Origin of the sequence: Haloferax sp. Q22 (assembly GCF_001482285.1) — an archaeon.
Taxonomy (GTDB): domain Archaea; phylum Halobacteriota; class Halobacteria; order Halobacteriales; family Haloferacaceae; genus Haloferax.
This window is the reverse complement of record NZ_LOEP01000015.1, coordinates 24,876-50,754: the sequence shown is the minus strand read 5'-3', so window position 1 is coordinate 50,754 and position 25,879 is coordinate 24,876. Positions and strand designations below refer to the sequence as shown.

22 protein-coding genes and 2 pseudogenes are annotated in these 25,879 nt (G+C 60.4%); 8 read left to right on the top strand and 16 right to left on the bottom strand.

Annotation, left to right across the window (positions count from 1 at the left end; genetic code table 11):
• Window positions 1-33: 33 nt before the first annotated feature.
• The 3 genes from AM590_RS05335 to AM590_RS05325 are packed head-to-tail and all read right to left on the bottom strand — an operon-like array spanning window position 34 to window position 835.
• Window positions 34-267, bottom strand: a complete 234-nt coding sequence (locus AM590_RS05335) for a hypothetical protein (protein WP_058826573.1) — start codon at window positions 265-267, stop codon at window positions 34-36.
• On the bottom strand, window positions 264-581 hold the full coding sequence (locus AM590_RS05330) for a hypothetical protein (protein ID WP_058826572.1): 318 nt from the start codon (window positions 579-581) through the stop codon (window positions 264-266). The genes AM590_RS05335 and AM590_RS05330 overlap by 4 nt, the downstream gene beginning before the upstream one ends.
• Window positions 581-835 (bottom strand): hypothetical protein, encoded by a 255-nt coding sequence (locus AM590_RS05325; protein WP_058826571.1) that lies wholly within the window; start codon window positions 833-835, stop codon window positions 581-583. The genes AM590_RS05330 and AM590_RS05325 overlap by 1 nt, the downstream gene beginning before the upstream one ends.
• Before the next feature lie 86 nt (window positions 836-921).
• Between AM590_RS05325 and AM590_RS05320 the strand changes: the two genes are divergently transcribed.
• Window positions 922-2,556 (top strand): transposase, encoded by a 1,635-nt coding sequence (locus AM590_RS05320; RefSeq protein ID WP_058826570.1) that lies wholly within the window; start codon window positions 922-924, stop codon window positions 2,554-2,556.
• Between the two features lie 165 nt (window positions 2,557-2,721).
• Here AM590_RS05320 and AM590_RS21095 read toward each other — a convergent pair.
• Window positions 2,722-3,021, bottom strand: a pseudogene (locus AM590_RS21095) (hypothetical protein); the annotation flags it as partial.
• A gap of 93 nt (window positions 3,022-3,114) precedes the next feature.
• Here AM590_RS21095 and AM590_RS05315 point away from each other — a divergent pair.
• Window positions 3,115-3,936, top strand: coding sequence for an IS5 family transposase (locus AM590_RS05315; RefSeq protein ID WP_082677676.1), 822 nt, complete (start codon window positions 3,115-3,117; stop codon window positions 3,934-3,936).
• Between the two features lie 34 nt (window positions 3,937-3,970).
• Here the strand turns inward: AM590_RS05315 and AM590_RS05310 are convergent.
• The 10 genes and pseudogenes from AM590_RS05310 to AM590_RS05270 all read right to left on the bottom strand — a co-directional run.
• A pseudogene (locus AM590_RS05310) lies at window positions 3,971-4,153 on the bottom strand (hypothetical protein); the annotation flags it as partial.
• 94 nt (window positions 4,154-4,247) lie between these two features.
• A complete protein-coding gene (locus AM590_RS05305) occupies window positions 4,248-4,853 on the bottom strand; it encodes a hypothetical protein (protein ID WP_253805884.1) in 606 nt (201 codons plus the stop codon).
• 183 nt (window positions 4,854-5,036) lie between these two features.
• Window positions 5,037-6,203, bottom strand: coding sequence for a hypothetical protein (locus AM590_RS05300; RefSeq protein ID WP_058826567.1), 1,167 nt, complete (start codon window positions 6,201-6,203; stop codon window positions 5,037-5,039).
• Window positions 6,204-6,493: 290 nt separating this feature from the next.
• On the bottom strand, window positions 6,494-6,982 hold the full coding sequence (locus AM590_RS20410) for a hypothetical protein (protein WP_157575437.1): 489 nt from the start codon (window positions 6,980-6,982) through the stop codon (window positions 6,494-6,496).
• Window positions 6,979-7,749, bottom strand: coding sequence for a ParA family protein (locus AM590_RS05295; RefSeq protein WP_058826566.1), 771 nt, complete (start codon window positions 7,747-7,749; stop codon window positions 6,979-6,981). The genes AM590_RS20410 and AM590_RS05295 overlap by 4 nt, the downstream gene beginning before the upstream one ends.
• 188 nt (window positions 7,750-7,937) lie before the next feature.
• On the bottom strand, window positions 7,938-8,921 hold the full coding sequence (locus AM590_RS05290) for a hypothetical protein (RefSeq protein ID WP_058826565.1): 984 nt from the start codon (window positions 8,919-8,921) through the stop codon (window positions 7,938-7,940).
• 150 nt (window positions 8,922-9,071) lie between these two features.
• Window positions 9,072-9,620 carry a TATA-box-binding protein gene (locus tag AM590_RS05285; RefSeq protein ID WP_058826564.1) on the bottom strand — a complete coding sequence of 183 codons (549 nt, stop codon included), beginning with the start codon at window positions 9,618-9,620 and terminating at the stop codon, window positions 9,072-9,074.
• The gene (locus AM590_RS05280; protein WP_058826563.1) at window positions 9,620-12,586 is read right to left on the bottom strand and encodes a DEAD/DEAH box helicase; all 2,967 of its coding nucleotides are present in this window, start codon (window positions 12,584-12,586) and stop codon (window positions 9,620-9,622) included. Before AM590_RS05280 ends, AM590_RS05285 begins: the two co-directional genes overlap by 1 nt.
• 6 nt (window positions 12,587-12,592) lie before the next feature.
• Window positions 12,593-16,864, bottom strand: a complete 4,272-nt coding sequence (locus tag AM590_RS05275) for an Eco57I restriction-modification methylase domain-containing protein (protein WP_058826562.1) — start codon at window positions 16,862-16,864, stop codon at window positions 12,593-12,595.
• 6 nt (window positions 16,865-16,870) lie between these two features.
• Window positions 16,871-17,062 (bottom strand): hypothetical protein, encoded by a 192-nt coding sequence (locus AM590_RS05270; RefSeq protein ID WP_058826561.1) that lies wholly within the window; start codon window positions 17,060-17,062, stop codon window positions 16,871-16,873.
• A 248-nt stretch (window positions 17,063-17,310) separates the two neighbouring features.
• Between AM590_RS05270 and AM590_RS05265 the strand changes: the two genes are divergently transcribed.
• The 4 genes from AM590_RS05265 (at window position 17,311) to AM590_RS05250 (ending at window position 20,006) form a co-directional block, all read left to right on the top strand.
• Entirely contained in the window at window positions 17,311-17,916 is a 606-nt protein-coding gene (locus AM590_RS05265) for a site-specific integrase (protein WP_058826560.1), read from the top strand.
• A complete protein-coding gene (locus tag AM590_RS05260; protein ID WP_058826559.1) occupies window positions 17,913-18,332 on the top strand; it encodes a hypothetical protein in 420 nt (139 codons plus the stop codon). The genes AM590_RS05265 and AM590_RS05260 overlap by 4 nt, the downstream gene beginning before the upstream one ends.
• A gap of 739 nt (window positions 18,333-19,071) precedes the next feature.
• Window positions 19,072-19,440, top strand: a complete 369-nt coding sequence (locus AM590_RS05255; RefSeq protein ID WP_058826558.1) for a hypothetical protein — start codon at window positions 19,072-19,074, stop codon at window positions 19,438-19,440.
• The gene (locus AM590_RS05250; RefSeq protein ID WP_058826557.1) at window positions 19,437-20,006 is read left to right on the top strand and encodes a hypothetical protein; all 570 of its coding nucleotides are present in this window, start codon (window positions 19,437-19,439) and stop codon (window positions 20,004-20,006) included. Before AM590_RS05255 ends, AM590_RS05250 begins: the two co-directional genes overlap by 4 nt.
• Before the next feature lie 113 nt (window positions 20,007-20,119).
• Here the strand turns inward: AM590_RS05250 and AM590_RS05245 are convergent, their stop codons facing one another.
• Both AM590_RS05245 and AM590_RS05240 read right to left on the bottom strand, forming a co-directional pair.
• Window positions 20,120-22,765: an HAD-IC family P-type ATPase gene (locus AM590_RS05245; protein ID WP_058826556.1), complete on the bottom strand. Its 2,646-nt coding sequence runs from the start codon at window positions 22,763-22,765 to the stop codon at window positions 20,120-20,122.
• Window positions 22,766-22,921: 156 nt separating this feature from the next.
• Window positions 22,922-23,104, bottom strand: a complete 183-nt coding sequence (locus tag AM590_RS05240) for a hypothetical protein (protein ID WP_058826555.1) — start codon at window positions 23,102-23,104, stop codon at window positions 22,922-22,924.
• A 56-nt stretch (window positions 23,105-23,160) separates the two neighbouring features.
• On the opposite strand from AM590_RS05240, the gene AM590_RS05235 reads away from it, so the two are divergent.
• Entirely contained in the window at window positions 23,161-23,358 is a 198-nt protein-coding gene (locus tag AM590_RS05235; RefSeq protein ID WP_058826554.1) for a heavy-metal-associated domain-containing protein, read from the top strand.
• Between the two features lie 116 nt (window positions 23,359-23,474).
• Complete coding sequence (locus tag AM590_RS05230) at window positions 23,475-25,817, top strand: copper-translocating P-type ATPase (protein ID WP_058826553.1); 2,343 nt, start codon at window positions 23,475-23,477, stop codon at window positions 25,815-25,817.
• The last annotated feature ends 62 nt before the right edge of the window (window positions 25,818-25,879 follow it).

The following is a 25,879-nucleotide window of genomic DNA, read 5'->3' as shown; positions in this document are numbered from 1 at the left end:
CGGTTTTTTGACGAACGTCGTCGTCCGAATTCATTATCCATCCTCCGACTTCAGCGAATAGTCCATCGAGACGAACGCCTCCAGGCACTCCACGGAACAGAACCTCCGACTGGTGGTGTTCGGATGCTTCCCACCAGAGTCGGTCACTTCGACGTGGTCGCCATCGTCCGACGCCGGCTTCCACAGGACCATTATCTCTTCATCCCACGGCTGGTAGGCGGAGTTGTGCGGGCGCATTTCGGCACCGCACTTGAAGCACTCTTTCACGCCGACCCACCTCCATCTATGTGAGGTGGGGTTGCTGGCGCATCGAAATCCAGTTCGGGACTGGCGGGTTCTTCGAAACGCTCGATTGATGTGGTGCCTTTCTCCGCTACTGCCGGCTCCAAGTTCAGCTCGTCAGGGTAGTCAAATCGAAGGGGGAAGCCACCCACCTCATTAGCCATCATCGCAAGCGCTTCGCTCATCCCGCTTCCCCTTGCAACGATCACTTCGTCGTTCACAGTCCGATACACGACAGCGGTTTTGGTGCCGTCCCTGTGGACAGACAGTTCCGCTATTCCATTGTGGTTTTTAATCATCAGTCAGACACCTCATTAAGCCGATCCTCTGCCATTTCGAGCGCAACGAGCGCCTTCAGTACGTCTCCCTTCGCCGTTTGGATTTCCTGCTCGGTACACGGCATGTCGTGAATCCACGAGGCCGCCGACTCGGATTCGTGCTGTGCGACGGACCACAGCTCCTCGATGGACGGCGGGCCTTCACCTTCGAATGCCTCTAATTCTGACCTAATCTGACTCTTCCAGTCGCCGTATCGCTCGGATTTTTGTGTCACGCTACCACCTCACCAGTTGCTGAAGCCGTGGAATTCGGGACATGGGACGGGGAAGATTTATCAATCGTTCTCGGACTTTTACGTGTATGACCGGCGGCACCCGCGCGGAGGCCGAACCCGCTCTTGGCGAGCAGGCCATCGCGCAGGCTGTCGCAGACGAGCCCGGCCCCCTCACGACGGACCGTGAGGACGGGCTCGATGGTGGTGGGCGTGAACACCCGCAGTCCGTCGCTCAGGCCCACATCTACCGGATTCTGACCGGACGCTCGTTCTTCGAGTTGGAGCGTCACTTCGACCGCTACCCGACGATTCGGGAGTCGCTCGGCCTCGAAGACAACCTCGATCACTCCTCGTTCTCCTACTCGATGCGCGAGCAGTTCGAGGACATGGAGACGTTCTTCGAGAGTTACGCCGACTACGTCCGCGAGCGAATCGAAGCCGGGTTCCCGAACAGCCTTACCGAGCCGCACCTCGTCGAGGTGGACGCCGAGGACGACTCCGAGCCGTTGCCGGAGATCCCCGAGGCCGCGAAGGACGAGAAGATCCGTCACGTCCGGGCGATCATGCTCGAAGAGACCGACTTCGACCGTGCCAGCAACGTCAGTTACGAGGCCGGGGGCATCCTCACACCGTTCCTCGAAGCCGCTCAGGAAGCCGACTGTCCCGCGAACGTTATCAGCGACAACGACCACGACTTCGCCATCAAGACGGCCTTCAACGCCGTCAAACAGCGCGACGCTGAGGGGTGGCACGAGGAGTTCCAGCGCGTCAACGGCCGCGTCCTGGAGGCCGCGACCGGCGCGGGGATGCTCCAGGGCGACCTGGACGCCTACATCGACGTCACGGTCATCCCATACTGGCCGCAGACCGACGACCCCGCTGAGGGTCACCGACAGGGTGAGCCGAAGAACGGAACGACCTACGGCTTCCACTTCGCCACGCTGGTCGCACACGACCAGGAGCACGACAAGGACGTCGCGGTCGCGGTCGAACCGTATACGCAGGACATCGGCCCGCACGACCTCGTTCAGCGCCTGCTCGAACAGGCCGACGAGTACGTCTCCATCGACACGCTCCGCCTGGACTCGGGCTTCGAGTCGGCGCGCATCCTGAAGCTGTGCCGAGAGCGCGACATCACGCCGTCCGTCCGGCTGAAGCGTCGGGGCGACGAACTCAAAGGCGCGCTCGCGGCTATGAGCGGGCGATTCGACGACTACGAGGACTACCCCGTCACGTCGTCCGAGCACAACCTGACCGAGAAGGTCCGCGTCGTCGCGGAGCCCGACTGGAACAACGCCAACAAGTCCGACTTCGACGCCGTCATCAGCAACAGCCAGCAGAGCCTCGATGCCTTCACGGACGGGGACGAACCGGACGTTCTGGACGTTGAGGACGTTCCGGACATCCTCTGGAAGGCCCGCCGACCGTACGGCACCTTCAACTACGAGGACAGTCCGAAGCGCATCATCCGCCGGCAGAAACAGCGCTGGCGCGTTGAGAACGCCTACGCTGAGAAGAAGACGAAGCTGATGGCGCGTACCGGGTCGCGTGACCACGGCGTCCGCGTCTTCCTCTTCTGGCTCAGCACACTCCTGTACAACGGTTGGATGCTCACCCGGAAGTTCCTCCGTGACGACTTCCCGGACCACCGACCGAAGGACCGGGGCGCGGTGGAGCTCACCACGTTCATCAAGAAGATCCTCCGCGTTGACTACGGGTAGCGCCTGAGTTTCCTCTCCGAGCTCGCAACTCGTGAGAGACATCACCGTCTGACGCCCTCGCTTTTTCTCGTTCGGTTGGCAGTTGCGGAGCTTCTCGCTCGTCGAGCGCGGTGACTGACCCCGGACCGCGCCGAGATCGTCGCCGGTTCGGGCCGAATCGGCGCTCGGCCCGGTTCGAAGTTCAACGTACTTCATCGCCGCGGTCGACCCGAGGTAGGCGACGCCGAGCGCGGCGACGCCGACGGGGAATCGGCTCACTTTCCCGGCGTTGTTCTCGTACCAGTCGTCGGCGTAGTCGCCGCCGTGGTACCACGCGTGGCCGTGGACCGTCCGCGGGGCGGAGGCGTAGCCGCCCGTGCCGCGGCCGGTCGCACCGCGGCCGCCACCGCCGCCGCTCTTGCCTTTCGCGCTCGCGACCCCGACGGGGCTGAGCGCGGCCAGTGACTGGGGGTCGAATCCCGACAGCGACGACTGGTCTGTGGCTTCGGCTCTGTAGTTTCGCTAGACGGAGACGCCGCGACTGCGTTATTGCCGTAGAAAGCGAAGAGACGGAGTGTTGTGGTATCGGAATTCCGTCTCCTCACGCGTGTTACGGTGGCTAAGGCTAAATCTGTTGTCGCTAATCCAGACGAACCCGCCGACCCCGAAGGGGGTGGCGGGTTCGCCGAGTGGGCGATGCTCACGCTGCATGCACTCCGCATCGAGCTGGGCAAATCCTACCGCGTCGCGGTGGATTTGCTCAGTGAGATGCCCGGCGTCCTCGACGAGATCGGTCTCACGCGATTGCCTCACTACACCGTTCTCCGCACGTGGTTTGCGCGGATTCCGACGAAGACGTGGCGTGCGTTTCTCGGCGCGTCAGCCGAGAAACGCACTGGCCACGCTGCTATCGATTCGACAGGCTTCGACCGCGACCAGCCCAGCCGGCACTACGCTAATCGTACACACTACCGCGTCCGGGCGCTGAAAGTCACTGCTCTCGTGGATGTCGAAACGCTGTACATCACCGACATCCATTCGACGACCTCGAAGAAACACGATGCGAAGATCGGCCCGCAGGTCGCCCGGCGCAACGCCGGCGACCTGCGGAGCCTCGCCGCCGACCGAGGCTATGACGCCAAAGCCTTCCGCGACGAACTCCGCGACAACGGCATCAGACCGCTGATCAAGCACAGGATTATGAACCCGCTCGATCACGCCCATAACGCCCGCATGGACGGTGATCGATACCACCAGCGTTCCATGTCAGAAACTGTCTTCTCGTCAATCAAGCGCACGCTCGGCGCAGCCGTGCGTGCGCGAAGCTGGTGGCTTGAGTTCCGTGAAATGCTGCTGAAAGCCACCGTCTACAACCTCCGCCGGAGCGTGAGATATCCGTGAAATCAACCGCAGTGTGTCGAAACTACAGAGCCGTGGCTTCGTAGCGTGACATCACCCACGTCTGGTCGGCGAGGTCGACGACGAGCGAGCCGTCGGACGCCTCGAAGTCGGAGACGACGCTCGATTTCCGCGGGGGAGGGGAGTTCGAACCGAGACAGCCGGCGAGTCCGCCGGCGGCCCCGAGGCCGGTCAGTCGGAGGAACGTGCGACGCTTCATGGGGACTCTCGTCTCTGTCAATCAGAAAACTAGGATAACAGTCTTGTGGTTCGATACGTCTCGCGGGAAAGAAAATCTCGTCTCCTGACGCGTCCTACGGGAGGACCACTCGGAACGCGACCCTGACGCTCCCGACGACGAGCCTGTCGAGCGAGCGCGATGCCGCGCCGAACGCGACGAAGAAGACGACCATCGCGAGGAACTCGACGAGCGGGAACGCGCCAACCGGAGATGTGCCGGCCGGAAACGCGCCGACGCCGAGGCCCGCGACGAGTCGGATAAGTGCGATGCCCGCGTCGACGGCGCGGTCGAACGTGACCGAGGCGATGAACCCGCCGACGACGGCGACGACAGCGGAGACGAGGAGCCACGGGACGGACGGGACAGCCCGACCCGACCACGCGCCGTCGGTTCGGCCGCTGTCGCCCGTTACGACCCCGAGCGCCGCGAGTTGCCGGCGGAGTTGGTCGAGCGTCGTCAGCGCGAAGACGAACCACAGCATCGCCGCGAGCCCGAAGCCGACCGTCGAGGCCGAGAGCTCGGGGAAGACGCTCGTCGCGATTTCGACGATGGTCGGCGTGGCGCGCTCGACGAACAGGAAGAAGACGGCGAACCCGAGCGCCGCGTCCACGGGCCCGTACGCCGGGAAGGGCTCGCGTCGTCGGGTGCGGTCGGGACCGGTGTTCGCGTGCACGCTCATGCGCGAGAAGACGCGCCGTGAGCGCATCAATCGGCGGTTCGATTGTCACCGTGCGGGAGCCAGCCCCCGCCGGGTCGTCGGCGACCCAGACCGGGGGTCGAGTGCGGACGCGACGCGAGAGAGAGAGCGCCCGACTGCGGTGGGTTTGCGGCCGGGTCGCCCCGTACAGCGACATCCTCAGCGCTACGCGGCGAGCGGGATGACGAGGACGAGGAGCTTCGCGTAGACGACCATGAACAGGAGCGCGAAGGGGTAGGTGTTGCCGTAGCCCGCCGCGACTTCGTCGGCCCCGGTGGCGTCGACGGCGGCCGCGAGTCCCTTCGTGTCGGTGTGACCGCCGGTGATGCCGCCGGCGGCGCTAATCCAGTCCATGCCCCAGACGTATCGCGTGAGCGCGAGCCCGGCGAGGATGGCGATAAAGCTCGTCAGCGCCGAGGCCGCCACGATTTGGAGGCCGTACTCGGCGATGGTCGCGAGGAAGCCGCCGCCGGCACCGATGCCGACGACCGCGAGGAACATCGCGAGCGTGAACGCCCGAATCTCGGAGAGGATGCCGGTGTCCATGCGCGTCGGGACGGGGCCGACCCGGCCGAAGTAGCCGAAGACGAGCGCCGCGACGAGGACGCCGCCGGTCGTGCCGAGCGAGGGCGTGCCGAACGGTCCCATCGGAATCGGAATCGACCCGATGACCGCGCCGGCGACGATGACGAGCGCGTAGCCCATCACGCTGAACGTCACCTCGGTGACCGACGAGCCCGATTCGTCGTCGTCGGTGCCGCCGATAGCCTCGTCGAAGCGGCGTTTTTCCTCATCGAGGTCCAACCGGGCGATGACGGGGTACAACTGCTGGAAGACGACGATGACGAGCACGCCGACGACGTAGCCGACGGAGTGGCCGATCTGGTAGTCCTGCCGGGCGGCCGCGGGGAGGGCCTCGATGGCCGACCCCAGCCCCGGACTGCTCGTCAGCGCGCCCGAGAACGAACCCATGATGAGCGGCGTCGACGCGTTGGGGAAGACGAACTGCGTCCAGACGTAGGTGAGCGCCAGCGCGACGGTCGGCATCAGCACCGCGACGGCGACGAAGTTGAGGCCGTACGCCTTGACGGTCCCCTCGATTTCGTGGGCCGCGATGAGGCCGACGGCGGCGACGAAAAGCGCCAGCGTGAGCCCGCTGTACGCGTCGGGGACGGTGAAGCCGAAGTGGCCGAGCACCAGCCCCGCAAAGAGCGGGCCCGCGACGCCGAACTTGACGCCGCGGACGCTGATTTTGCCGAGTCCCATCCCGACGAGCACCGCGAGGAACAGGACGAACAGCCCGTTGCCGACGAGCGACTCGACTATCACCACGGGCGCTCACCCCCGGTACCGAGACGGTGCTCGTGGGTCGTCGCGCCGGTCACAGCCGAGCGGCGTGAACGATGATGACAGACTTGTTTTCTCGGTGACATACAAGTGGGAGTTCGCGGATGCGACGGATAAGGCTTGATTCGATTCTCACGGGATGGCGACGCCGGAAAATCGCTGTACTGCAACGCACGCTATTCCTGATCAAGATCCTCCCACCCTTCAAAATGCTTGAGCCGGATACGCAACTCGAACTCCGACCATCCACACGTATCCGCGAGGTACTGTGCAAGCTACGTCGATTCTTCTTCTGTGTCGTCTGTCAGTCCGAGCTCCTCTTCTATTGTCGTCCGGTTACAGACGGCGTCGATTACTGCACCGTAGAACGCATCATTTTTCGGGAGATCTTCTTCAAACTCGATTTCGTACTCTAACGACATCTCTTTGTAGAGCCGGTCTAACCGCTTCAAACGATCCGTTCCAAGGTAGAATGTCCGTGCCTTCGTCTCACGAACTGTCTTTGAATCAGATGATGTCGATGAATCCATTGACTCTGATGATGTCGTTGAGGTAGATGATGTTTTTGATGTCGTTGAGGACGTTGTAGATTTGTCTGATTCAACTGTCTCATTGATCTCATTCACGTCATTGACTTCGTTGTCGTTGTTGAGTACCTCCTCAGTCTCTGTCTCTTCATCCTCTACGGACTCACTCTGCTCGGCTCTGCTACCGAAGCGTTCACTCATACGGTTTTGCCGATCCGTCTTCTTATCGTCAGTCATAGGGCGTCCTCCAGATGGGCAGCGAGCTGGTCGAACTCGCCTTCCATATCACAGTCTTCGGTATGTTCGAACACTGAGACTCCATTACTCCACGCCCGCTTGAGGACGACACGCTTCCGTATCTCGAAGATGGGTAGCCCCGGCTCAAAGGTTTCCTGAAACCACGTCATCATCTCTTCGGCTTCGCCATCGGGTTCGACACGGTTCGCAACGATCGCCTGCTCGGTGATTGATGTCTCATACTCGGCCTCGAGCGTGTCGATTTGATCAAAGAGAATATCGAGCGCGCGGGTTGACGTAGATTCTGCAAGGGCGGGAATGAGAACGTTCTGTGCAGCAAGGAGCGCGCTGTCAGTCAAGACGAGGAGTGAGGGGGGACAGTCATAAATGACGAAGTCGTAGCCCCCGCCGACATCGGCGACGGCCCGCTGGAGCCGTTTGCGTCCTTGCATCTCGGTGACGAGTTCGGCTTCGCCTTTGAACAGATCGATATTTGAAGGAACGAGATCCATCTCGGGATGTGTCTCGATGATCTCGGATAACGCTGTGTCTTGTGAGACGAGTACTGATCGGAGGTTCGGTTCAGGCTCTTCATAGACCTCGGAGAGGCCAAGGCCTTCAGTGGCGTTTCCTTGTGGGTCGACGTCGACGAAGAGGACGGTATGGCCTCGCTGGTTAAGTGCACCAGCGAGATTGATGGCAACCATGGTTTTGCCGACTCCACCCTTCTGGTTCGACACTGCGACGTGTTTCGTCGATGTAGACATATCTCAATGAATTCAATGAGGTCATATAAACTATACTCTCTCAACGACGTCAATGATCTCATTGACTACATTGTATCTCATCTACGCGCTTTGACTCTGCACGTCTTCTGAGCAAGGCGATTAACCAACATCTTCCCGCTCCGTCCGGTTTGTTGGTTAATCCGGATCAGAAAAATCAGTTCGTGTGGTCACCTGATATCGGTGCCAGGTTTGAACTCGGTCAGCTCCTCGATACGCTGCTCAAGCTCGTCGACTTCCTGACGAAGCTTCTCGGCATCGGGATCGTCGCTCAGCGCAAGCTGATCTTTCAGCCCTTGGAGCCGCGTTTCCTTGTGCTCCTCGTCGACGTCGGCCTTCCGGACGTACTCACTTGCTTCGATCTCGTAGACAGCCGATTCGGAGAGGTCGGTCACGTCCAAGGCGTCGTCGACCTTCTCGCGGTCGACGGCCATGATCCGCTCGCGAGGGATGCCCGCATCTTCGAGCACACCGATGACTTCGTCGTCGTCTTTCAGCGAGCGATTGCGCCGACTCGTCCGCTGGACGGAGCCGTACTGACCGTGGACCGGCTGGTCATGGTGGAGCCGCCCAAGGAGTACCTCACGCACGTCCTGGCGAAGGTCGCCAGCGTTGCGCTGGACGTCCGACAGCAACGTATAGAGATTGATGAGCACGGGCGTCTCACAGTCCTCGAGTGCGGTTGGATCGTGGCGTTCGAGGGCGTCGATCAGCAACAGCATATCAGCGTAGACATCGAGATCTGGCTCGGTGCGGTCTGCGGCGTCATCCTGGTCGTCGGCGGACTGGGTAGTGGCTCCTTTGATTAGTTGGGATGTCGTCGGCTCGTCGGTTTCTGTGAGCGTACCCTCGCGGTCGTCGATCTCGTAGCGGGGATGCAGGCTGAGTACTGCCGCGTACGGTTCGGCGTCCGGTGGGAGTCGCTGGAGTTCGAAGGTGCCGCCAGCGTCAGTGATTCGTTCGGCCAGCGTTTCGAACTGCTCGCGTTGCAGTGGTTGCGGGTCACCCGAATCGACGAACTCGATATTGATGCGGTGCTCCTGGGTGTCGGTGATGCGGAATCGCGTCTCCGAGAGAGGCGTGATGAGCGTCGCATCCGCGGCGAGCTCCTCACACTCGTCGAGGAGCGTCCGCCAGCTCGCGGTAAAGGGCATGGTAGTCCTTGGTCGTATCGCGGGAAAACCTCTCGGCTCAGCCCTTCTCGAAATTGACCTCCTGCAACGCTTCGGCTAACTGGCGGCAGTTAACCAACAATAATCGCGATACACAGATTCTGTTGGTTAACAGGGCCGCGATTCAGCGGATCACTCGTCTGCAAGCAGTGTTTCGATTGAGTCACGGAACGCTGCGAAAGCTGCTTCAGCTGACTCAGTCTCTTGCGCGCCAGTGATCACCACCTTCCCGGTAGCAAATACCAGTAGTACGCACGCGTGGTCGTGAGGTCGGTACACCAAGCCGGGGAACTGCTCAGGCTCGTACTCCGTCACCTCAAGCCCTAAGCCGATCGCAAGGGCTGACAGATTAACCGACCGCTCCATATCTGCCATACACACGTAGTTCTGGACGGTGAACCAGGCATCCTCGGCAGCCGAGACAATCCCGTGGCGATGCAGGAGGGTCAGGAACTTCTCTCGGAGCTGTCCAGCCTCGGCTTCGGATGACGCTCCGGTGATGATGTACTTCCCGGTGCGGTAGAGCGTGACCAGCGGCTCGTCGCCACCGAATCGAACGTAGGCACCAGGGTATTTCTCGGGATCGTAGTCGACGACGTCGTCAAGGTCTCGGGCGACTGCCTCAAGATCGAGTTCCACATCGAGGGCTCCCGACGCGACGACGTTGACGACTTCTACCATCAGTTGCCCACCTGCGGCGATGGAACGACAAACGCTGCGGTCACCAGGTCGGGCTCTTCCGGCGTGACGTGTTGCTCCTCGTCGAGTTGCGCAAGCTCCGCTTCGCGCTCACGACGGAGACTCTCGAGTTTCTGTTTTGCATTCCCAATCGGGGCGGACATGTCCCGCCCCTGCTCTGCACGCTGCTGGTACGTTTCGAGGCGCTCCTCCCATTCCTCGATTTGCTCGGCGAAGTAACGCTCGGCGTGTTCACGCTTGATCTCGATTTCGCGTTCACGCTCGCAGCGAGCTTCCTGAGCAAATGATTCTACCTGCGTCCAGGCCTCCATCTCGGCCGCCTGATGGAGGTCGTCAACCACTGCAGCGAGCTGTTCACAATCCGGATGGGACGCTGCATCTTCCGGTGGCATCGTCTCCACGAACTCCGGAACCTCCGTCATAATTGACTCGTCTAGCGTGGCATAGAGTGGAACGAACTTTTCGGTCACTACGTCTCCGGCCCCTGAGACGTAGCCGAGTCGGTAATTGAAGAGGATGCCCGGCGCACGATCAGCGCTCGCAGCCACTTTCGTTGCTACCTGGCCTTGGACTCGCTCCGAGTCCAGGCAAAACTCAATGAGTGATTGGACGAGTGGATGATCGAGCGAGATAAACTCGATGTCGTCCTCCACAATGGCGATCTCTTTGGTGAACGTTGCCCGTTCGTAGCGGCGGTGGACATGACTGCCATTCAGTACATCGGGGACGTCGAGTTGGAACACGTCGCCGTCCGTCCGTGCGGGACCGGGGCGGACGCCCGTGATCAAACCACCGAACTCGTCGAAGAACACCCGAACGAGCGTCTCGATATCGTTCTCGGACACCTCGCCGTGTTGGCTCCGCTCGATGACGTCCAGAATCTCGTCGTCTTCGCCCGAGAGGTCGAACCTGTCTCGGATGAGGAAGTCGTCTTCGACGGTCTGGATCGCTTCCTTGCGCTCTTCGATCGTCGCCTCAACGTCGGCAACGACCTCCTCGGTCGGCTGGCCCTCGGCAATGGCCGCCATGATGGTTTTATCGAGGTCGACGTCTTCCAACACGCGACCGAGCACGTCCGAGCGCATCCCGAGGTCAGACTCGATCTGGTTGGTCTTCTCGATGAGGAGATTCAAAATCTCGCTCTCGCGGGTGTTGGCGAAGAAGAGGTTGCGGATCTCGACGGTATGTTCTTGGCCGTAGCGGTGGAGTCGCCCCATTCGCTGGTCGATGCGGATGGGATTCCACGGCAGGTCGTAGTTCACCATGATGTGAGCGAACTGGAGGTTGAGCCCCTCCTGGGCGGCGTCGGTCGCGAGCATCAGGTTCGCCTCCTGTTCGAACTTCTCCATCTCCTCTCGTCGACGATCCTGGTCGAGATCGCCGTACACCTGCGCGATATCGTGCTCGGGGAACACCTCGTCACGCAGGTACTCCAGCGTGTCCGTGTACTCGGTGAAGATCAGGATCTTCTCGTCGGGGTCATCGGAGAGAATGCGATCGACGAACTGGCGAAGCAGTCGGGCTTTCGAGTCGGTCTCGATGTTCTTAGCTTGCTGCCAGAGCTGTTTGACGCGGTCCAGTTCCTGCTGGACTTGCGACTGATTGAGCGTAATCGTGACCGTCTCAAGCGCCTCCTCGACCCGAGCGCGTTCTGCGTCGGTGAGCGTCTCGGGTTCGGTACTATACCGCGGAATGAGGTCCTGAACCTCGTCAGGGAGGTCTTCTGCGACGGCGTCGTTCTGAATCGCCCGCATCCGGTTTTCAAGGGACTTCCGGATCGCGTAGATACTCGAGACCAGCCGCTTCTGGTAGATGACCATCGTGAACCCCGCCGCCTGGTTCTCCTCCTGCTGGGCGAGGTTGTAGTACTCGCGGATGTACTCGGTGACATCGTCGTACAGCTTCCGCTCCTCGCGAGTCATCTCGACTGGGAGTGCCTCGATGTTCTTCTCGGGGAACATTCGGGTCCCGTCGGTCTCGTACATATCATCCTTCAGCCGCCGGATCATCAGGTCCTCAAGCGCGTCAGGGCTGATCTGTGATTCGTGGCTGAAGCGGTACGGATCGAGCAGACTCACGAGGAAGTAGAACTGGTCTGATTTCCCCTTGTGTGGGGTCCCGGTGAGCAGCAGGAGCGAATCGGAGTTGTCGGCGACCGCCTCGCCGACCTGGTATCGCTGTGTTCGTTCGATGGAGTCGTCACTCGACCGTCTGGCCGTAAGGTGGTGAGCCTCGTCGAAGACCGCGACGTCCCACTCCTCGTCGAGATTCTGGAGGGCATCGAGGACGGAAACGCGGTCCGACTCGGGGTCGTCCGTCGTCTGCTTCGCGAAATCGATGGAGGTGATGATGAGGTCTTCCTGTTTCCAGACGTTCTGGTTGGGGTGGGATTTCCGGTGGGTCCGGACGGTTTCGCGGTCGTAGATGACGAAGTTGCGGTCGAACTTCTCGCGCATTTCCTCCTGCCACTGGACGGTCAGCGGCGCCGGCGCAACGATGAGCACCCGGTCGGCCCGGTCGCGTGCGATGAGCTCCTCGATGACGATGCCAGCTTCGATGGTCTTCCCGAGGCCAACTTCGTCGCCGATGAGGTAGCGGTGGTCGTAGGAGTTGAGGATCTCGTAGGCGGCTTGGACTTGATAGGGTTCGATCTCGATGCGGTTGCTGGTCAGCGAGAGGAATCGGTCGTACTTGTAGGCGAGATCGAGTCGGATCGCCCGCTCCCGAAGATCGTAATGGAGCGGGGCGTCGGATTGGCCGGCTGCGAGCCGGTCGACAAGCGAATCGAGTTTCTCGATGTGAGGGAGGCCGCTGGGGAGTTTGCGGAGCTGGCCCTCCGAGGTGTAGACGTGGAGGAGGTGCCCGCCGTTGGGCCGTTCCTCGATTTTAGTGATTTCTCCACGCCCGCCGGCGAACTTGATGTGGTCGCCGACTTTGTAACCACTCATCGACTGCTATCGGGTGCTTTCCACCATTTCGATTTTCTCCTCTTCAAGCTCGTATAGCTCATAGACGATCCGGTTTAGGAATTTGAAAAGGCGGTCATGCCTCGCGTCTAATTCTCTTACACTTTCTTTCTGGTCAAGATATATTTCAAGATCAGATTCAACATCTTGTAGAGAGGGCATGATTATCTCACCCAGTCTATCAACCAGAGAGTTCCTTTTGGTGGCTGTCTCTCGGAACCCAGCAAAACCATCACCCTCATTCGTTGCATAATCTACAAATTCAACCAACAAATCAGACTGTAATTCATCAATTCCAACAAATTCCATAACCGGATAATGGTCAGTCTCAGTATAGCCCCAACGATCTGTCTCATAATCTTCTGGATCCTCAGGTTTGTATCGTGCAGAAGCCTCTATTGTCACTTTGAGGTTTGACCGGGATATCTTGACACCTCCAATTCTGAGATTATCTCTTGTTTCAGTTGTTTCCGAAAGAATCGTTTCAGAAACCCCACTAGCCGGTTGATATCCAGAGAATTCCCGAAGCTTCTCTCCGTCATCATAAGACCCCAGATAGTCAAGAAGATTGAGATTATAGTTCCGCCTCTCTTTCTTAAGATTGGAGATTAAATCTGCAAGATGACACAGAGTATCATGGAGTACGAATTTGTTTTCTCTATCCGAGGAGATCTGTTTTAGCGCATCTTCTGCTCCTAGATCTCCTTCATAGACTTCTTTACAGACAGTCTCGATTTGGTCAGTAGAATCTGTAGTATCTTGATGCCGGTCGGTGAAGTCAATCGCGGGTATTGGAAGGCTCTCGACGTACTGAGTCTTATATCGCCTATATCCTCCCCGAACTTTCGGCGACATCCGATCAAAGAGATAATCCAATAGATTACTGTTGAGTACCGCCGTAAGGTAGCGGCTATCATATGACGGGAGAGAATTACCTCTAACAGCATAATAGACTGTGTCTAAACACGCAAATTCCCCATTTTGATCGAAGGCAAATCTATTTTCTGGGGAGATATCTGGGAATGCGATCTTTTCATTAAGCATTCCCGGGGCTTCATATCGCAGTTCATACCATTCATACCCCTGATCAACTAACCTTTCGCCATAGTTTTTCCTCTCAACAAGATCTGATTTGAAATTCTCAAGATAGGAGATAATATTCGGTATCTGTTCAGGATCCGCCAGTTCCGGCTCGCCATTTATGACATCATATGGATAGATAAGCTGTGAGAGATTCTCGGGTGATTCCATAACGAATTGCTTCACGTCCCCCCCTCTGAGAACTCGCTTTACATATTCCTGTTCAAGATCATACTCCTCTACAGTTTCCTCATCAACAATATACACTTCTGTATTTCCAGGAATCGCCCCCTGACCAATTTGGTCAGCAAATTCCTCAACAGGAACAGTGTCTGCAGCTACAACATCATCAGAAACGAATGGGTGCCAGACATCCGTTCCAAGATCGGATTGGGTGATTTCCCAGCCAGTTTCGTCAGACTTGAGAGAGCGCTCAATAGACTTTTGCTCAGACTCTCGAATATCTCGCCATGTGAATTTGTGATCAGCAGGTGGATCTGCTTTCTGACGGAGGACAATCATTGGATACGCAGTAATTTCAAACACCGGAGAATCGTGGAAATCAATGATCTCTCTTACAGTCTCTCGAGAGGACAATTTATCTCTGAGATTTGAACCATACTTTGCCTTTGTGAACTTATTTTGAACAATATACCCAGTAAAGCCGTTATCACGTAGAAGATCGGATGCAAGTTCCATAAATAGAACGTAGACATCGCCCTTCATTTTGAAAGTGTCAAAGTTATCTCTATAATAATCACGAATGTCATCAGAAAGCATCTTGAATATAATATATGGAGGATTTCCTATTATCGCGTCAAAGCCACCCTGACTTTTCTGATCGCCGCCGATAGTATAGAACACCTCAGGGAATTCTAATTTCCAGTGGAAATACTGAGAGTCACCGGCCCATTTTTGGGCTGCTTTGAACCAGTCGGTTTCTGCAATCTCCCCCCATTTTCTATCGTCTTCCAATGCAGCAGCCATATCCTCAAATACGTCATCAGGAAGATTATCTAAGCCAAAGTCACGTGCAGTTCGAACATTGGCCATAGCCTCAAGACGCTGCCGTAGTTTGTTCCGTTCGAACTCGTCATATTTTGATTCCATCTCCTTGACATCAGCAAGATCCTGGTTCTCAATTGCGATGAAGTCCTCATATATTCGCATCAGTTGCTCAATTGTACCTTTCCGGGCAACACCGAAATCGGCCAGCGATGCATTTTGACCATCGCCCCCACCTTCCGATTCTAATTCCTCAATCTCCTCAATATCACTCCCAACAAGCGAATTTCCTGTCTTCAGGTGGTGATCCAAGAAGGCGAGCGGTTGTTCGGCTGCGAGGGTCCGGAGCCAGAGCGACACCTTCGCGAGCTCGACGGCCAATGGGTTCAGGTCGACGCCGTAGATACAGCGCTGAGCGACCTGCCGACGGGCCCAGTTGATGTCGTGATCTTCGTCGACGGTCTCAATCCCCTGCTGTGCGGCCTGCTTTTCTTGGGCGTCTATGATCTCGCGAGCCAAGTAGTCGATTGCACTAGTGAGGAAGTGACCACTCCCCATTGCCGGATCGAGAATTTTCAAATCGAATATTCGATCTGCGAATTCCGCTGCAAATCCACGCTCTCCCCGGGCACTCTGTGCCATGAGGTCGTTCCGGATGTCCGTGACGAGGGGTTCGAGCGTCTCCTCCACAATGTACTCCACAACGTACTCCGGCGTGTAGTACGACCCCGTCGCTTTCCGCTCACCAGAGCCAGTCGAAAGGTGGACTTCTCCCTCCTCGACAATCACCTCGTCATCCTCGCCGGCGGGGACGTACTCACCATCTTCCAGTGCGAGCGGTTCGTCGGCGACGTCGAGCTGGTACTCGAGAAGCCCTTCGTAGATGCTTCCGAGGTGGCGGACGTCCAGCGACGAGTAGTCGACGAAGATCTTCCCACCGCCGTTGCCGTTCTGACTCCGGGTGAGCAGTTCGATGACCTCAGCGAGGTAGGCGTCCCCGACCTGGTGGTTCGCGAGGAACCGGGCTTCGCCGCTGTCGTCCTCGTCCGGGTCAGTTCTGAACAGCCCACCGTTGTACGCCGGAATATAGAGGTCCTCCTCCGGGATACCCCGCGACTTGCTGCCCTGATCGATGAGCTTGAACAGCTCGTCCAGTCGGTCCCAGAGGTTGTCTTGCCAGTCCCGATACTTCGGATTCGGGCTGTCGAGTTCTTCAGCGACGTCCTGCTTGAGCGTATTCAGACTGTAGGACCCCTCGTAGATCTCGTTGTTCGTATCGAGCAGGTCACGGCCCTCACTCTCGGCATAGAGCACGAAGATGAGCCGGTAGAGGTAGATGAGCGAACTGTCGTGAATGAGGTCGAGATCGTCCTCGGAGAGGTCGTTGTCGGGGTATTGCATGAACCCCTCCGAGAGCACCTTGATCGCCTCGTAGATGTTGTCTTGGAGGTCCGCTCCCAACTCCTGGGCGAAGACGTTGGACTCGTCGTAGACCTCGTCGAGGAAGCACTCGCCGCTGGAGTCCTCGAGGAATGCGCCGTGCCTGAAGAAGAGGTAGAAGTATTTGAAGTCCTCAAGATCGCCCTTTTCGAGAACGGTCGGCAGGTCGATCTCGTAGTAGGAGTCGAGGCGGTGGCTCGTCGGACCGTAATAGAGCCGCCACTTCTTCCCGTCGGTGAGCACGGCCCACCGCGCCGGCGTCTCCTGCAGGTAGACGTGAATCTGGTAGCTCGGGTTCTCGAAGTCCCGCTCGTGTTCCCCACTCCCTCGGGTGTCGAGTGGCCGACCCCAGCGCTTGGCGTCCGCGACGGCGACGGCGTCCTTGTAGAAATCGCCTCCTTCCTCGCGGCGCTCGAACGCACCACGGGCGGCATCCTCGGATTCGAAGAACCCGTAGTCAGGGCGTCGCTGGGTCCGACTGGTGCTCTCCTCGACCTCGAAGGGGATGCCCAGCTTCCGGAACATCGGTCGGATGAACTTCTCCTCGAGCTGGGATTCGTTGCGCTTCGAGGCCGTGTCCTTCTCGCGCTCCCAGAGGTCCATGATGTCCGCCTTGGCGTCGCGAAGGTCGGCCTCGCTGAGTTCATCCCACGCTTCCGTCTCGGGGAGGTGCTCGTCAAGGTAGTAGTTGGAGAACAGGTCGCGATTCGTGCGGTAGGTGAGTGCCGTTTGCATAGCTGATTAGCGAGGAGTAACGATGAGGAAACGGTCAGCGTCTTTGCTGTCGATGAGGGCGTGTGCGACTTCGTTTGCGTCGGCGACGTCGACTTCGACGTCATCGCCGATCTCCGCTCCGAGCGTTTCGAGTTCGGAGCCGGAAATGTTCACCCGCCCCGAGTTGCCGGAGTTACGGGCGATCGACTTACGAGTCATTCGCGATAACAGGGCAGATTCACTGATATTATATAGTCTTTACTTAGACTAGTCCGGGAATCAAACATCGAGCAGTGGGACGGATCGGACCACCCCCAGAAGCCGTCAGGGTTCGGAGTTCCGGTTTATCATAGAAGTCGTCACTGGAACACTGCTCTTCTCCGCTCAAGCGGCCTAATCGGGGGATGACACACCACCGTTTCTGATGCTCGACAGATATTTAGTGTAAGCTTGTTATAGAAGCTCCTATGCGACTGGAAGCGACCGCAAAGCAGGACGAATACAAGGTCTGGATGACCGACGCCGAACTCGAGGAGCTGCGGCGGGCCGCTGCGAACCATCGCGACGATCTCATCATTCAGCTCGGTGGCTACGTCGGCCTCCGAGCCTTCGAAATCCCGCAAATCCGCCCGGAGCACGTGAAACGCACGCCGGACGGCGATCACTACCGACTCCGGGTACCAGAGGGAAAGGACACGACCGGGAACGGCGGCAAGCCCCGTGATGCCTACCTCCCCGCGGACGTCGAGGGGGACGTTCACCGCTACCAGACTGCCGAAGATATAGCGCCAGACGATTTATTGATTGATCTCACCGAGCGCGGTATCCGCGACGTCGTGAAGCGCACGGCCGAGCGTGCGGCCGCCGAAACCGGCGACGATGACTACCAGTACGTGAGTTCTCACGATCTCCGCCGCCGCTTCGCGCAACGCCTCCTCGTCGACCGCCAGATGAATCCTCGCGTCGTGATGGCCGTCGGCGGTTGGGATAGCTTCCAGGCTATTGAACCATATCTCAATGCCCCGACGGCCGACGTCGTCAACGACGCCTTCGAGGAGGCCGGGCTCGCATGACCGAAGACGACGTCGACCCCGAGAACCCGCGACCAAACGGGCACTATCCCCGGTTTAGAGGTAATGAGTGGCACTACGTTCCGGACGAACTCGCGCAGACGATCTCGCTCGGACCGGGCGGCGACGGCGAGGAAGGGCAAGACTGGGTGCTGACGTACACGCCGGAGCAGCGAGATGAAGACGACCGCGAGAAAGTCCTCGTTCGGCTGACGCCGCGCTCGCTCCACGAACTCTACATTGAGGTGAAGGACCTCTCAAACGACGCCCGGATGCACGGCCACAGCGCCGAGTGTGACCTGTGCGGCGAGCAGGTCGATCTCGAACGAGCGATTCCGAACCCTCGTGGAGAGCCGTGCCACAAGCACTGCTGGGCAGAGTACACGGGCGCGCCCGAGTGGTTTACTGACCACGCGTAGCGAGAATGGGCGAAAACGCGAGATAGGACGACGAGGGAACCGGTTTCCGGGACGTGAGGGTGAGGGTTCAAGCCGGGAAGATGGGGTTGTGATGAGTGAACAACGCTGGTATCCGCCCTCTGCGATTATTCCGAATCCTTGCTTTCCAACCGTTCTGTGACTTCTGTGACGTCCATTTCCTCCAAGCGTTCCAAGCCGAGTCCGACGATCAGTGGGTAGAAGTGGCACATCTTCTTGGGTTCACATTAAGTGGTTCACTGATCACGCGTAGCGAAAATCGGTGAAATGGGGAATTGGCCGGCTCATCCACCAGGCTTTGCACCAGCTCGAGGCGGGGCACCGTGAAGATGTACTGGAGTCGGCTGGCGTCTACCGAGCCCCCATTTACTGTATGTATCTTGCAGAAGAACCAGGGAAGGGCTTCGCACTAAGGAGAGAAGGACTAGCAAGAATAGCAGTGAGAGACTGTTATGAGATATCTCCTTGACGGTGAACATGGTCTTCTATACACCTGAGTGGGCTGTGTTGAATCGCCATACGGCAGCGAGGTAGGCCGCTAAATCAAAGGAGTTGAAGCGGGAGAGTTCCGTTGACCATGACGCAAAGTCGAGCATCTCGGTCGTAAGACAACGCCGCAATAGCCGCCGCTCAGCCCGTTGCAACAGGCCATCGCGTTTGTGTGCAAGCCATGTGCATCACCGAAACCGTTTTCTGGCCGTGTGCAGAACTTGCACATAGAATGAGCGCGAGTGACGAACCCCGACGGGTCCACTTCCAGTCCCCGGAGTACCTCGTCGAGCGCCTCGACGCGATTGCGGACCTCTTCGACAAAGACCGGACGGCCGTCCTCGTCGAGGCGATCCGTGAGTACATCGACCAGACGGCCGACAGCGAGACGTTCCAGGAACTGGTGGCGACGAAGTACTACGACGACCAGCTCGACTTCGGGACGGTCAAACAGCTAGTCGGCGCCGAAACCGCCCAGCGGCTCCGTCTCCTCAAAGCTGATCTTGAAGACGAACCGCTCGATCTCCCAGCGCCTGCTGACGTCGACATCTACGGCGACGACGCGACGACGGCCGAGACCAGTGACGGCGACGAGCGATGAGCAGGCCGCGGCTGCGAACGGCCGTCGCCGACACGAGTGCGCTGGTCAGTCTCGCCGCCCCACGCGCCGATGCGGACTCCGACACCGAGACCGCCCCGGATCCGCTGCAGTACCTCCTCACCTCGTGTGACGTCTCCGTCCCTCCAGAGGTGGTTGCAGAGCTCCGTGAGATGGCCCAGTACCAGGACATCCACGGCGCCGCAGCGACGAATGTCCTCGCGGCTCGCGACTATTACACCGTCGATGATCCCTACGAACAAGCCGACACCCCGGACTCACGACCGACGTTCGGCCTCGACGACGGCGAAACCGACGGAATCGTGCTCGCGAACGCCTTCCACGTCGACGGCTTCCTCACCGACGAGTTCGGTGGCACGAATTTCGCGTTGATTCACGCGGTGTTACAGGGCGCCAGGATCGTCCCGACACCACGGCTCATCTGTGACTACGCCCGGAACGACCACATGACCCACGAGGACGCCCGGACACTGTTGGCAACGATTAGTGCACACCGGAGCTGGGGAAACAGCCCCTACGTTGCCCAGCTACAGGCCCGCCTCGAGTAAGCCCTCACTCCGCCATGCGGCGATGTCGGACACACTCGACACGTTCACCTCCAGTCTCGACGAGAAAGGCGTCCCCGGTTGGCGAGCAATACTGGAAATCAGGCGCGCGGGTGTCAGCGGAGGCGACCGAGGAGCTTGTAGTCGTGGTCGGGGGCGTACCGGCGAAACAGCAGGCTGTTCGACAGCACCGACACGCTCGAGAACGCCATCGCGCCGGCAGCGAGCACGGGCTGGAGCAGGCCGAGCGACGCCAGCGGGATCATCGCCGTGTTATAGCCGAGCGCCCACACGAGATTCTGCTTGATCTTCGCGAGCGTCGCATCTGAGATGCGGATGGCTTTCACCACGTCCAGCGGGTCGTCGCGCATCAGCGTGACGTCGGCCGCTTCGATGGCGACGTCCGTTCCGGACCCGATGGCCGTGCCGACGTACGCGACGGCGAGCGCGGGCGCGTCGTTGACGCCGTCGCCGACCATCATCGCCTTCCGCCCCTCGTCCTGGATGGATTCGACGGCGTCGGACTTGTCCTCGGGGAGGACCCCGGCCCGGACGTTCTCGGGGTCGATGCCGACCTGCTCGGCGACCGCGCGGGCGGTGCGCTCGTTGTCGCCGGTGATCATCATCACGTCGACGCCGCGCTCCTGTAGTTGGCTCACGGCGTCCTTCGCGCTTTCTTTGACCGTGTCGGCGTTGGCGACCACGCCCGCGAGGGTGCCCTCGTAGGCGACGAGCATCGCCGTCTTCCCCTCGTTCTCGAGGCGCTCCATCGTGTCTTGCGCGGGGCCGGGGTCGATGCCATTGTCGCGGATGAGCTTCCGATTGCCGACCAGGACTTCGCTGCCATCCACGGTTGCTTTGATGCCGTGGCCGGGGACGTTCTCGAACTCCTCGGGGTCGGTCACGTCGATGCCACGGTCCGTCGCACCCGCCACGATGGCGCGGGCGAGCGGGTGTTCGCTCCCGCTTTCAGCCATGGCCGCGAGCCCCAACACGTCTGCCTCGCTGAGCCGGTCACGAGCGGCCATCTGGCCACCATCGGCAGTCGGCTCTCCGCCGTCCGCGGTCGGTTGGCTGTCGCCGGAGCCGTCCGTCCGTTTCGCCTCCGACGCACCGCTGTCGAAGACGACGACGTCGGTCAGCTCCATCTCGCCTTTCGTGAGCGTGCCGGTCTTGTCGAAGACCACCGTGTCGACGTCTTTGGCTCGTTCGAGGATGTCCCCGCCTTTGAACAGGACGCCGTTTTGCGCGCCGATAGTCGTCCCGACCATCGTGGCGGCGGGCGTCGCGAGGCCCAGCGCACAGGGACACGCGATGAGGACCGCGGAGGCGAACACGACGATTGCGAACTCGAAGACGGTGACGGTCCCGCCGGCGACTGCGGGGCCGCCCGCGACGAGGCCCCACAGCGGGAGCCAGTCGACGAACCCGGCCAGCGCCTCGGGAAAGAGGAACCAGACGACGCCCCACAGCACGGCGTTCGCGATGACTGCGGGCACGAAGTACGCCGAGATGCGGTCGGCGACGTTCTGAATGTCGGGCTGGCGCGACTGGGCTTCCTTGACGGTCTGGACGATCTGTTGGAGCGCCGTGTCCTTCCCGACTCTCGTCGCCTCGACGACGAGGACGCCGTTCTCGTTGATGGTCGAGCCGACCACCTCGTCGCCCTCACGCTTCTCGACGGGGACGGACTCGCCGGTCACCATCGACTCGTCGACCGCCGACTGGCCGTCGACGACGGCGCCGTCAGTCGGAATCTGCTCGCCGGGGCGGACCTTCATCCGGTCGCCGACTTCGACGTCTTCGAGGGGGATCTCTGCCTCGTTCCCGTCCTCGTCGATGACAGTAGCCGTCTCGGCTTCCATCTCCAAGAGCTTCCGGAGGGCTTCACCAGCCTGCCCCTTCGAGCGGGCTTCGAGGTAGTTGCCGAGCGTGATGAACACCAGGATGAGCGCCGCGGTGTCGAAGTACAGCCCGCCAGCGATCACATCGAGTAACACGGCCACGGAGTAGACGTACGCAGTGGTCGAACCCAGTGCGATCAGCACGTCCATATTGGCGCGGCCGTTCTTTACGAGCGCCTTGTAGGAATTCCTGTAGAACGGCCAGCCGAGCACCAGTTGGACGGGCGTCGCCAGCAGGAACTCGATCCACCCGAACTCGATGCCGAGGATCGCCTCCGGCAGGACATCGCCGCCGAGGAGGAACTTCTCGGCGAGAAAGAACAACAGCGGGGCCGCGAGCGCCGCGCCGAACAGGGTCAATCGGAGCTGTCGGCGGATCTCCTCCTGTCGGGCAGCCTCTCTGGCATCGCCCTCCGAACCGCCGTCGCGTTCGCCGCCCTCCCGGACGGGCGAGTAGCCGGCGTCTTCGATGGCGTCGTAGAAGTCCGCGAGGCTCGCCTCGCCCGGGTTGTACGTGACCTGTGCCTCGTCGGTGGCGAAGTTGACGTCCGCCTCGACGACGCCGGGCGTCCGTTCGAGCGCGCCCTGGACCGTCTCCGAGCAGTTCGCACACGACATGTCGGTGATGGCGACCGTCACCGAGTCGGTCACCGGCGAGTAGCCCGCGTCCTCGATGGCGTCGTAAATCTCTCTCAGGGACACCTGGTCGGGATCATACTTCACGCTCCCCTCGTCGGTGGCGAAGTTGATGTTCACCTCCGAGACGCCGTCGAGCGAGCCGACCGCGTCGGCGATGGTTTGCGAACAGTTCGCGCAGCTCATCCCCTGAATATCCATGTGGCTTTTCTGCTGATTCATTAGGTAGATATACGGACCCCTCATTAAACCGATTTGCCCTTTCAGGTATTCAGCGGCTGTCGTCCGATAGTTTCGAACCCAAGGCCATGTGGGGTGAGCAGCTTGCTTTACTCTGCGACCTAATGCACCTGGTCGGATTTCCCCGCGAAGCGGGCCTCACACGATGGGCAGCAGAACTGGTACAGGCCCCGTCGATGCGAGTCGCCGGGCGTTTGCCGTCCGTAGCTGTCGGATTTCGAGGCCAGCCTCGTCGATGTCGTACGCACTGCCACAACGCCTCTCCGATACCGAAAGCACCACGACGAAACGCTCTTTGATTCGAAAGTCGAGCGCTCTCATTACCAAACACTCTTAGTGATAATTCGCATAAAAGAGGGGCGCGTAGTTACTCCTGAATGACGACAACCATCTCCGTCGAGGGCATGAGCTGCGGTCACTGTGAACAGACGGTCGAAGAAGCGCTTCGGGACGTCGCAGGTGTGACCGACGCGACCGCCGATCGGAAGGCCGAGCAGGCGAGCGTTGCCGGGGATACCGACGCCGCAGCCCTCGTCCAGGCCGTCGAGGACGCGGGCTACACCGCCCACGCCTGAGAGCGCCCAGCCGCTCGCAAACGAGTACCCCGCCGTCCGCTTCTGTGGCCGGTACCCCGAAGCGCCGAATCGGAGCGCCGGACAGAATAATGGGGGACGGTACCAACATTCATCCAATGAGCAACCATCCAAACCACGACCATCCCGATGGATCGCCCCCGGACTCCCGTTCGGAGGCGGCGGTCTACTGCTGCCGTGTCTGCCAGTTAGAAGCAGACGGTGGACGGCGAGCGCCAACTCGGCCATCCGAAGATACGGCCACCGACCAGGCCGGCGGGACCGCCCCGAGGTCTGAACGATCGGACGCACACGCACACCACGAGCGCGAGGCCGGGTCCGGACACAACCACGCCGAAACCGAACACGACCACACGGGCGGGGCTGCACACCACCCCGACGCAAACGACCCCGACAGAGACGACCCTGACGCAGACGACCACGGCGGGCACGGTCACGAAGGCGGGGGCGGGGACCACAAGGCCCACACCGACCACTCGGGCCACGAGCAGATGTTCCGGCGGCGGTTCTGGGTGTCGCTCGTCCTCTCGATTCCAGTCATCTTCTTCAGCGAATTCATTCAGGACGTCTTCGGCTACACGGCACCGACGTTCCCCGGAAGCGTCTGGATTACGCCTGTCCTCTCGGTGATCGTCTTCGCGTACGGCGGCGTGCCGTTCCTCTCGATGGCGTGCACCGAACTGGAGAACCGCGAGCCGGGGATGATGATGCTCATCTCGCTGGCGATCACCGTCGCGTTCGTCTACTCCATCGCCAGCCTGTTCCTCGAAGGGACGACGCCGTTCTTCTGGGAACTGGTCACGCTGATCGATATCATGCTGCTCGGCCACTGGATGGAGATGCGCTCGGTCCGCCAGGCTTCCGGCGCGCTCGACGAACTCGCGAAGCTGATGCCCGACACCGCCGAGCGCGTCACCGAAAGTGGGGATACCGAAGAAGTCCCCGTCTCCGAACTCGCGGAGGACGACGTCGTACTCGTCCGGCCCGGGGCCTCGGTTCCCGCCGACGGCGAGGTTGCCGAGGGCGAGTCCTCGGTCGACGAGTCGATGATTACGGGTGAGTCCCGGCCGGTCGACAAGGACCCCGGGTCCGAAGTGGTCGCCGGGACGGTCAACCAGGACGGCAGCCTCCGCGTTCGGGTGACCAAGACCGGAGACGAGACGACCCTCGCGGGCATCATGCGCCTTGTCGACGAGGCCCAGCAGTCGAAGTCCCGCACGCAGTTGCTCGCCGACCGTGCGGCTGGGTGGCTGTTCTACATCGCACTGAGCGTCGCCGCACTCACGGCCGTCGCGTGGGTCGTCGCGGCGGGATTCAACATCGGCGTTCTCGAACGGATCGTCACGGTCCTCGTCATCGCCTGCCCGCACGCGCTCGGTCTCGCGGTCCCGCTCGTCGTCGCTATCAACACGTCTACGGCTGCCCGGAACGGGATGCTCATCCGCGACCGTATCGCCATGGAGGAAGCCCGGAACCTCGATACGGTGATGTTCGACAAGACCGGGACGCTCACCAAGGGTGAACAGGGCGTCGTCGGCGTCGAGACGGCGGGCAACTGGGGCGAAGAACGCGCGTTCGAGGTCGCCGCGGGCGTCGAAGCCGACTCAGAGCACATGATCGCGCGTGCCATCCGGACCGCCGCCGAGGAACACGGTGTCCAGCGAGACAGCGTCTCGAACTTCGAGAACCTCCGCGGCCTGGGCGTCCGGGCCACAGTCGACGGCGACACGGTCCATCTCGGCGGGCCGAACCTGATAGAGAGACTCGGTATCGAGCCCGCCGACGAGATCGTCTCCTTCGCCGACGAGGCGGGCGCGAACGCCCAGACCGTCATCTACCTCACTCGTGCGGAGTCCGAGGTCGTGGCGGCGTTCGCGCTCGCGGACGTGATCCGCGAGGAGAGCCGACGAGCCATCGAGGCACTCCACGGGATGGACATCGAGGTGGCGATGCTGACGGGCGACTCCGAGGACGTCGCGAAGGCGGTTGCCGAGGAACTCGGCATCGACCAGTACTTTGCGGAGGTGCTGCCCGAGGAGAAAGACACCACGGTCGAATCGCTCCAGTCGGAAGGGAAGCTCGTCGCGATGGTCGGCGACGGCGTCAACGACGCCCCCGCCCTGACCCGAGCGGACGTCGGTATCGCCATCGGCTCGGGGACCGACGTCGCCATCGAGTCGGGCGACATCATCCTCGTCGACAACAACCCGCTCGACGTCGTCCGCCTCGTCCGACTCTCGAAGGCGAGCTATCGGAAGATGCAGGAGAATCTCGTCTGGGCGACCGGCTACAACGTGATCGCCCTGCCGCTCGCGGCCGGGATTCTCGCCCCCATCGGCATCCTCCTGTCGCCAGCGATTGGCGCGGTGTTCATGTCGCTGTCGACGATCATCGTCGCCATTAACGCCCGCCGGCTCAGGGGGGTCGATCTTTCGGCTTGACGACGCCGATGGTCGAGAGGGACTCGACCTCACACCCGCCGATCTGAGCGAGCAGGGCGGTC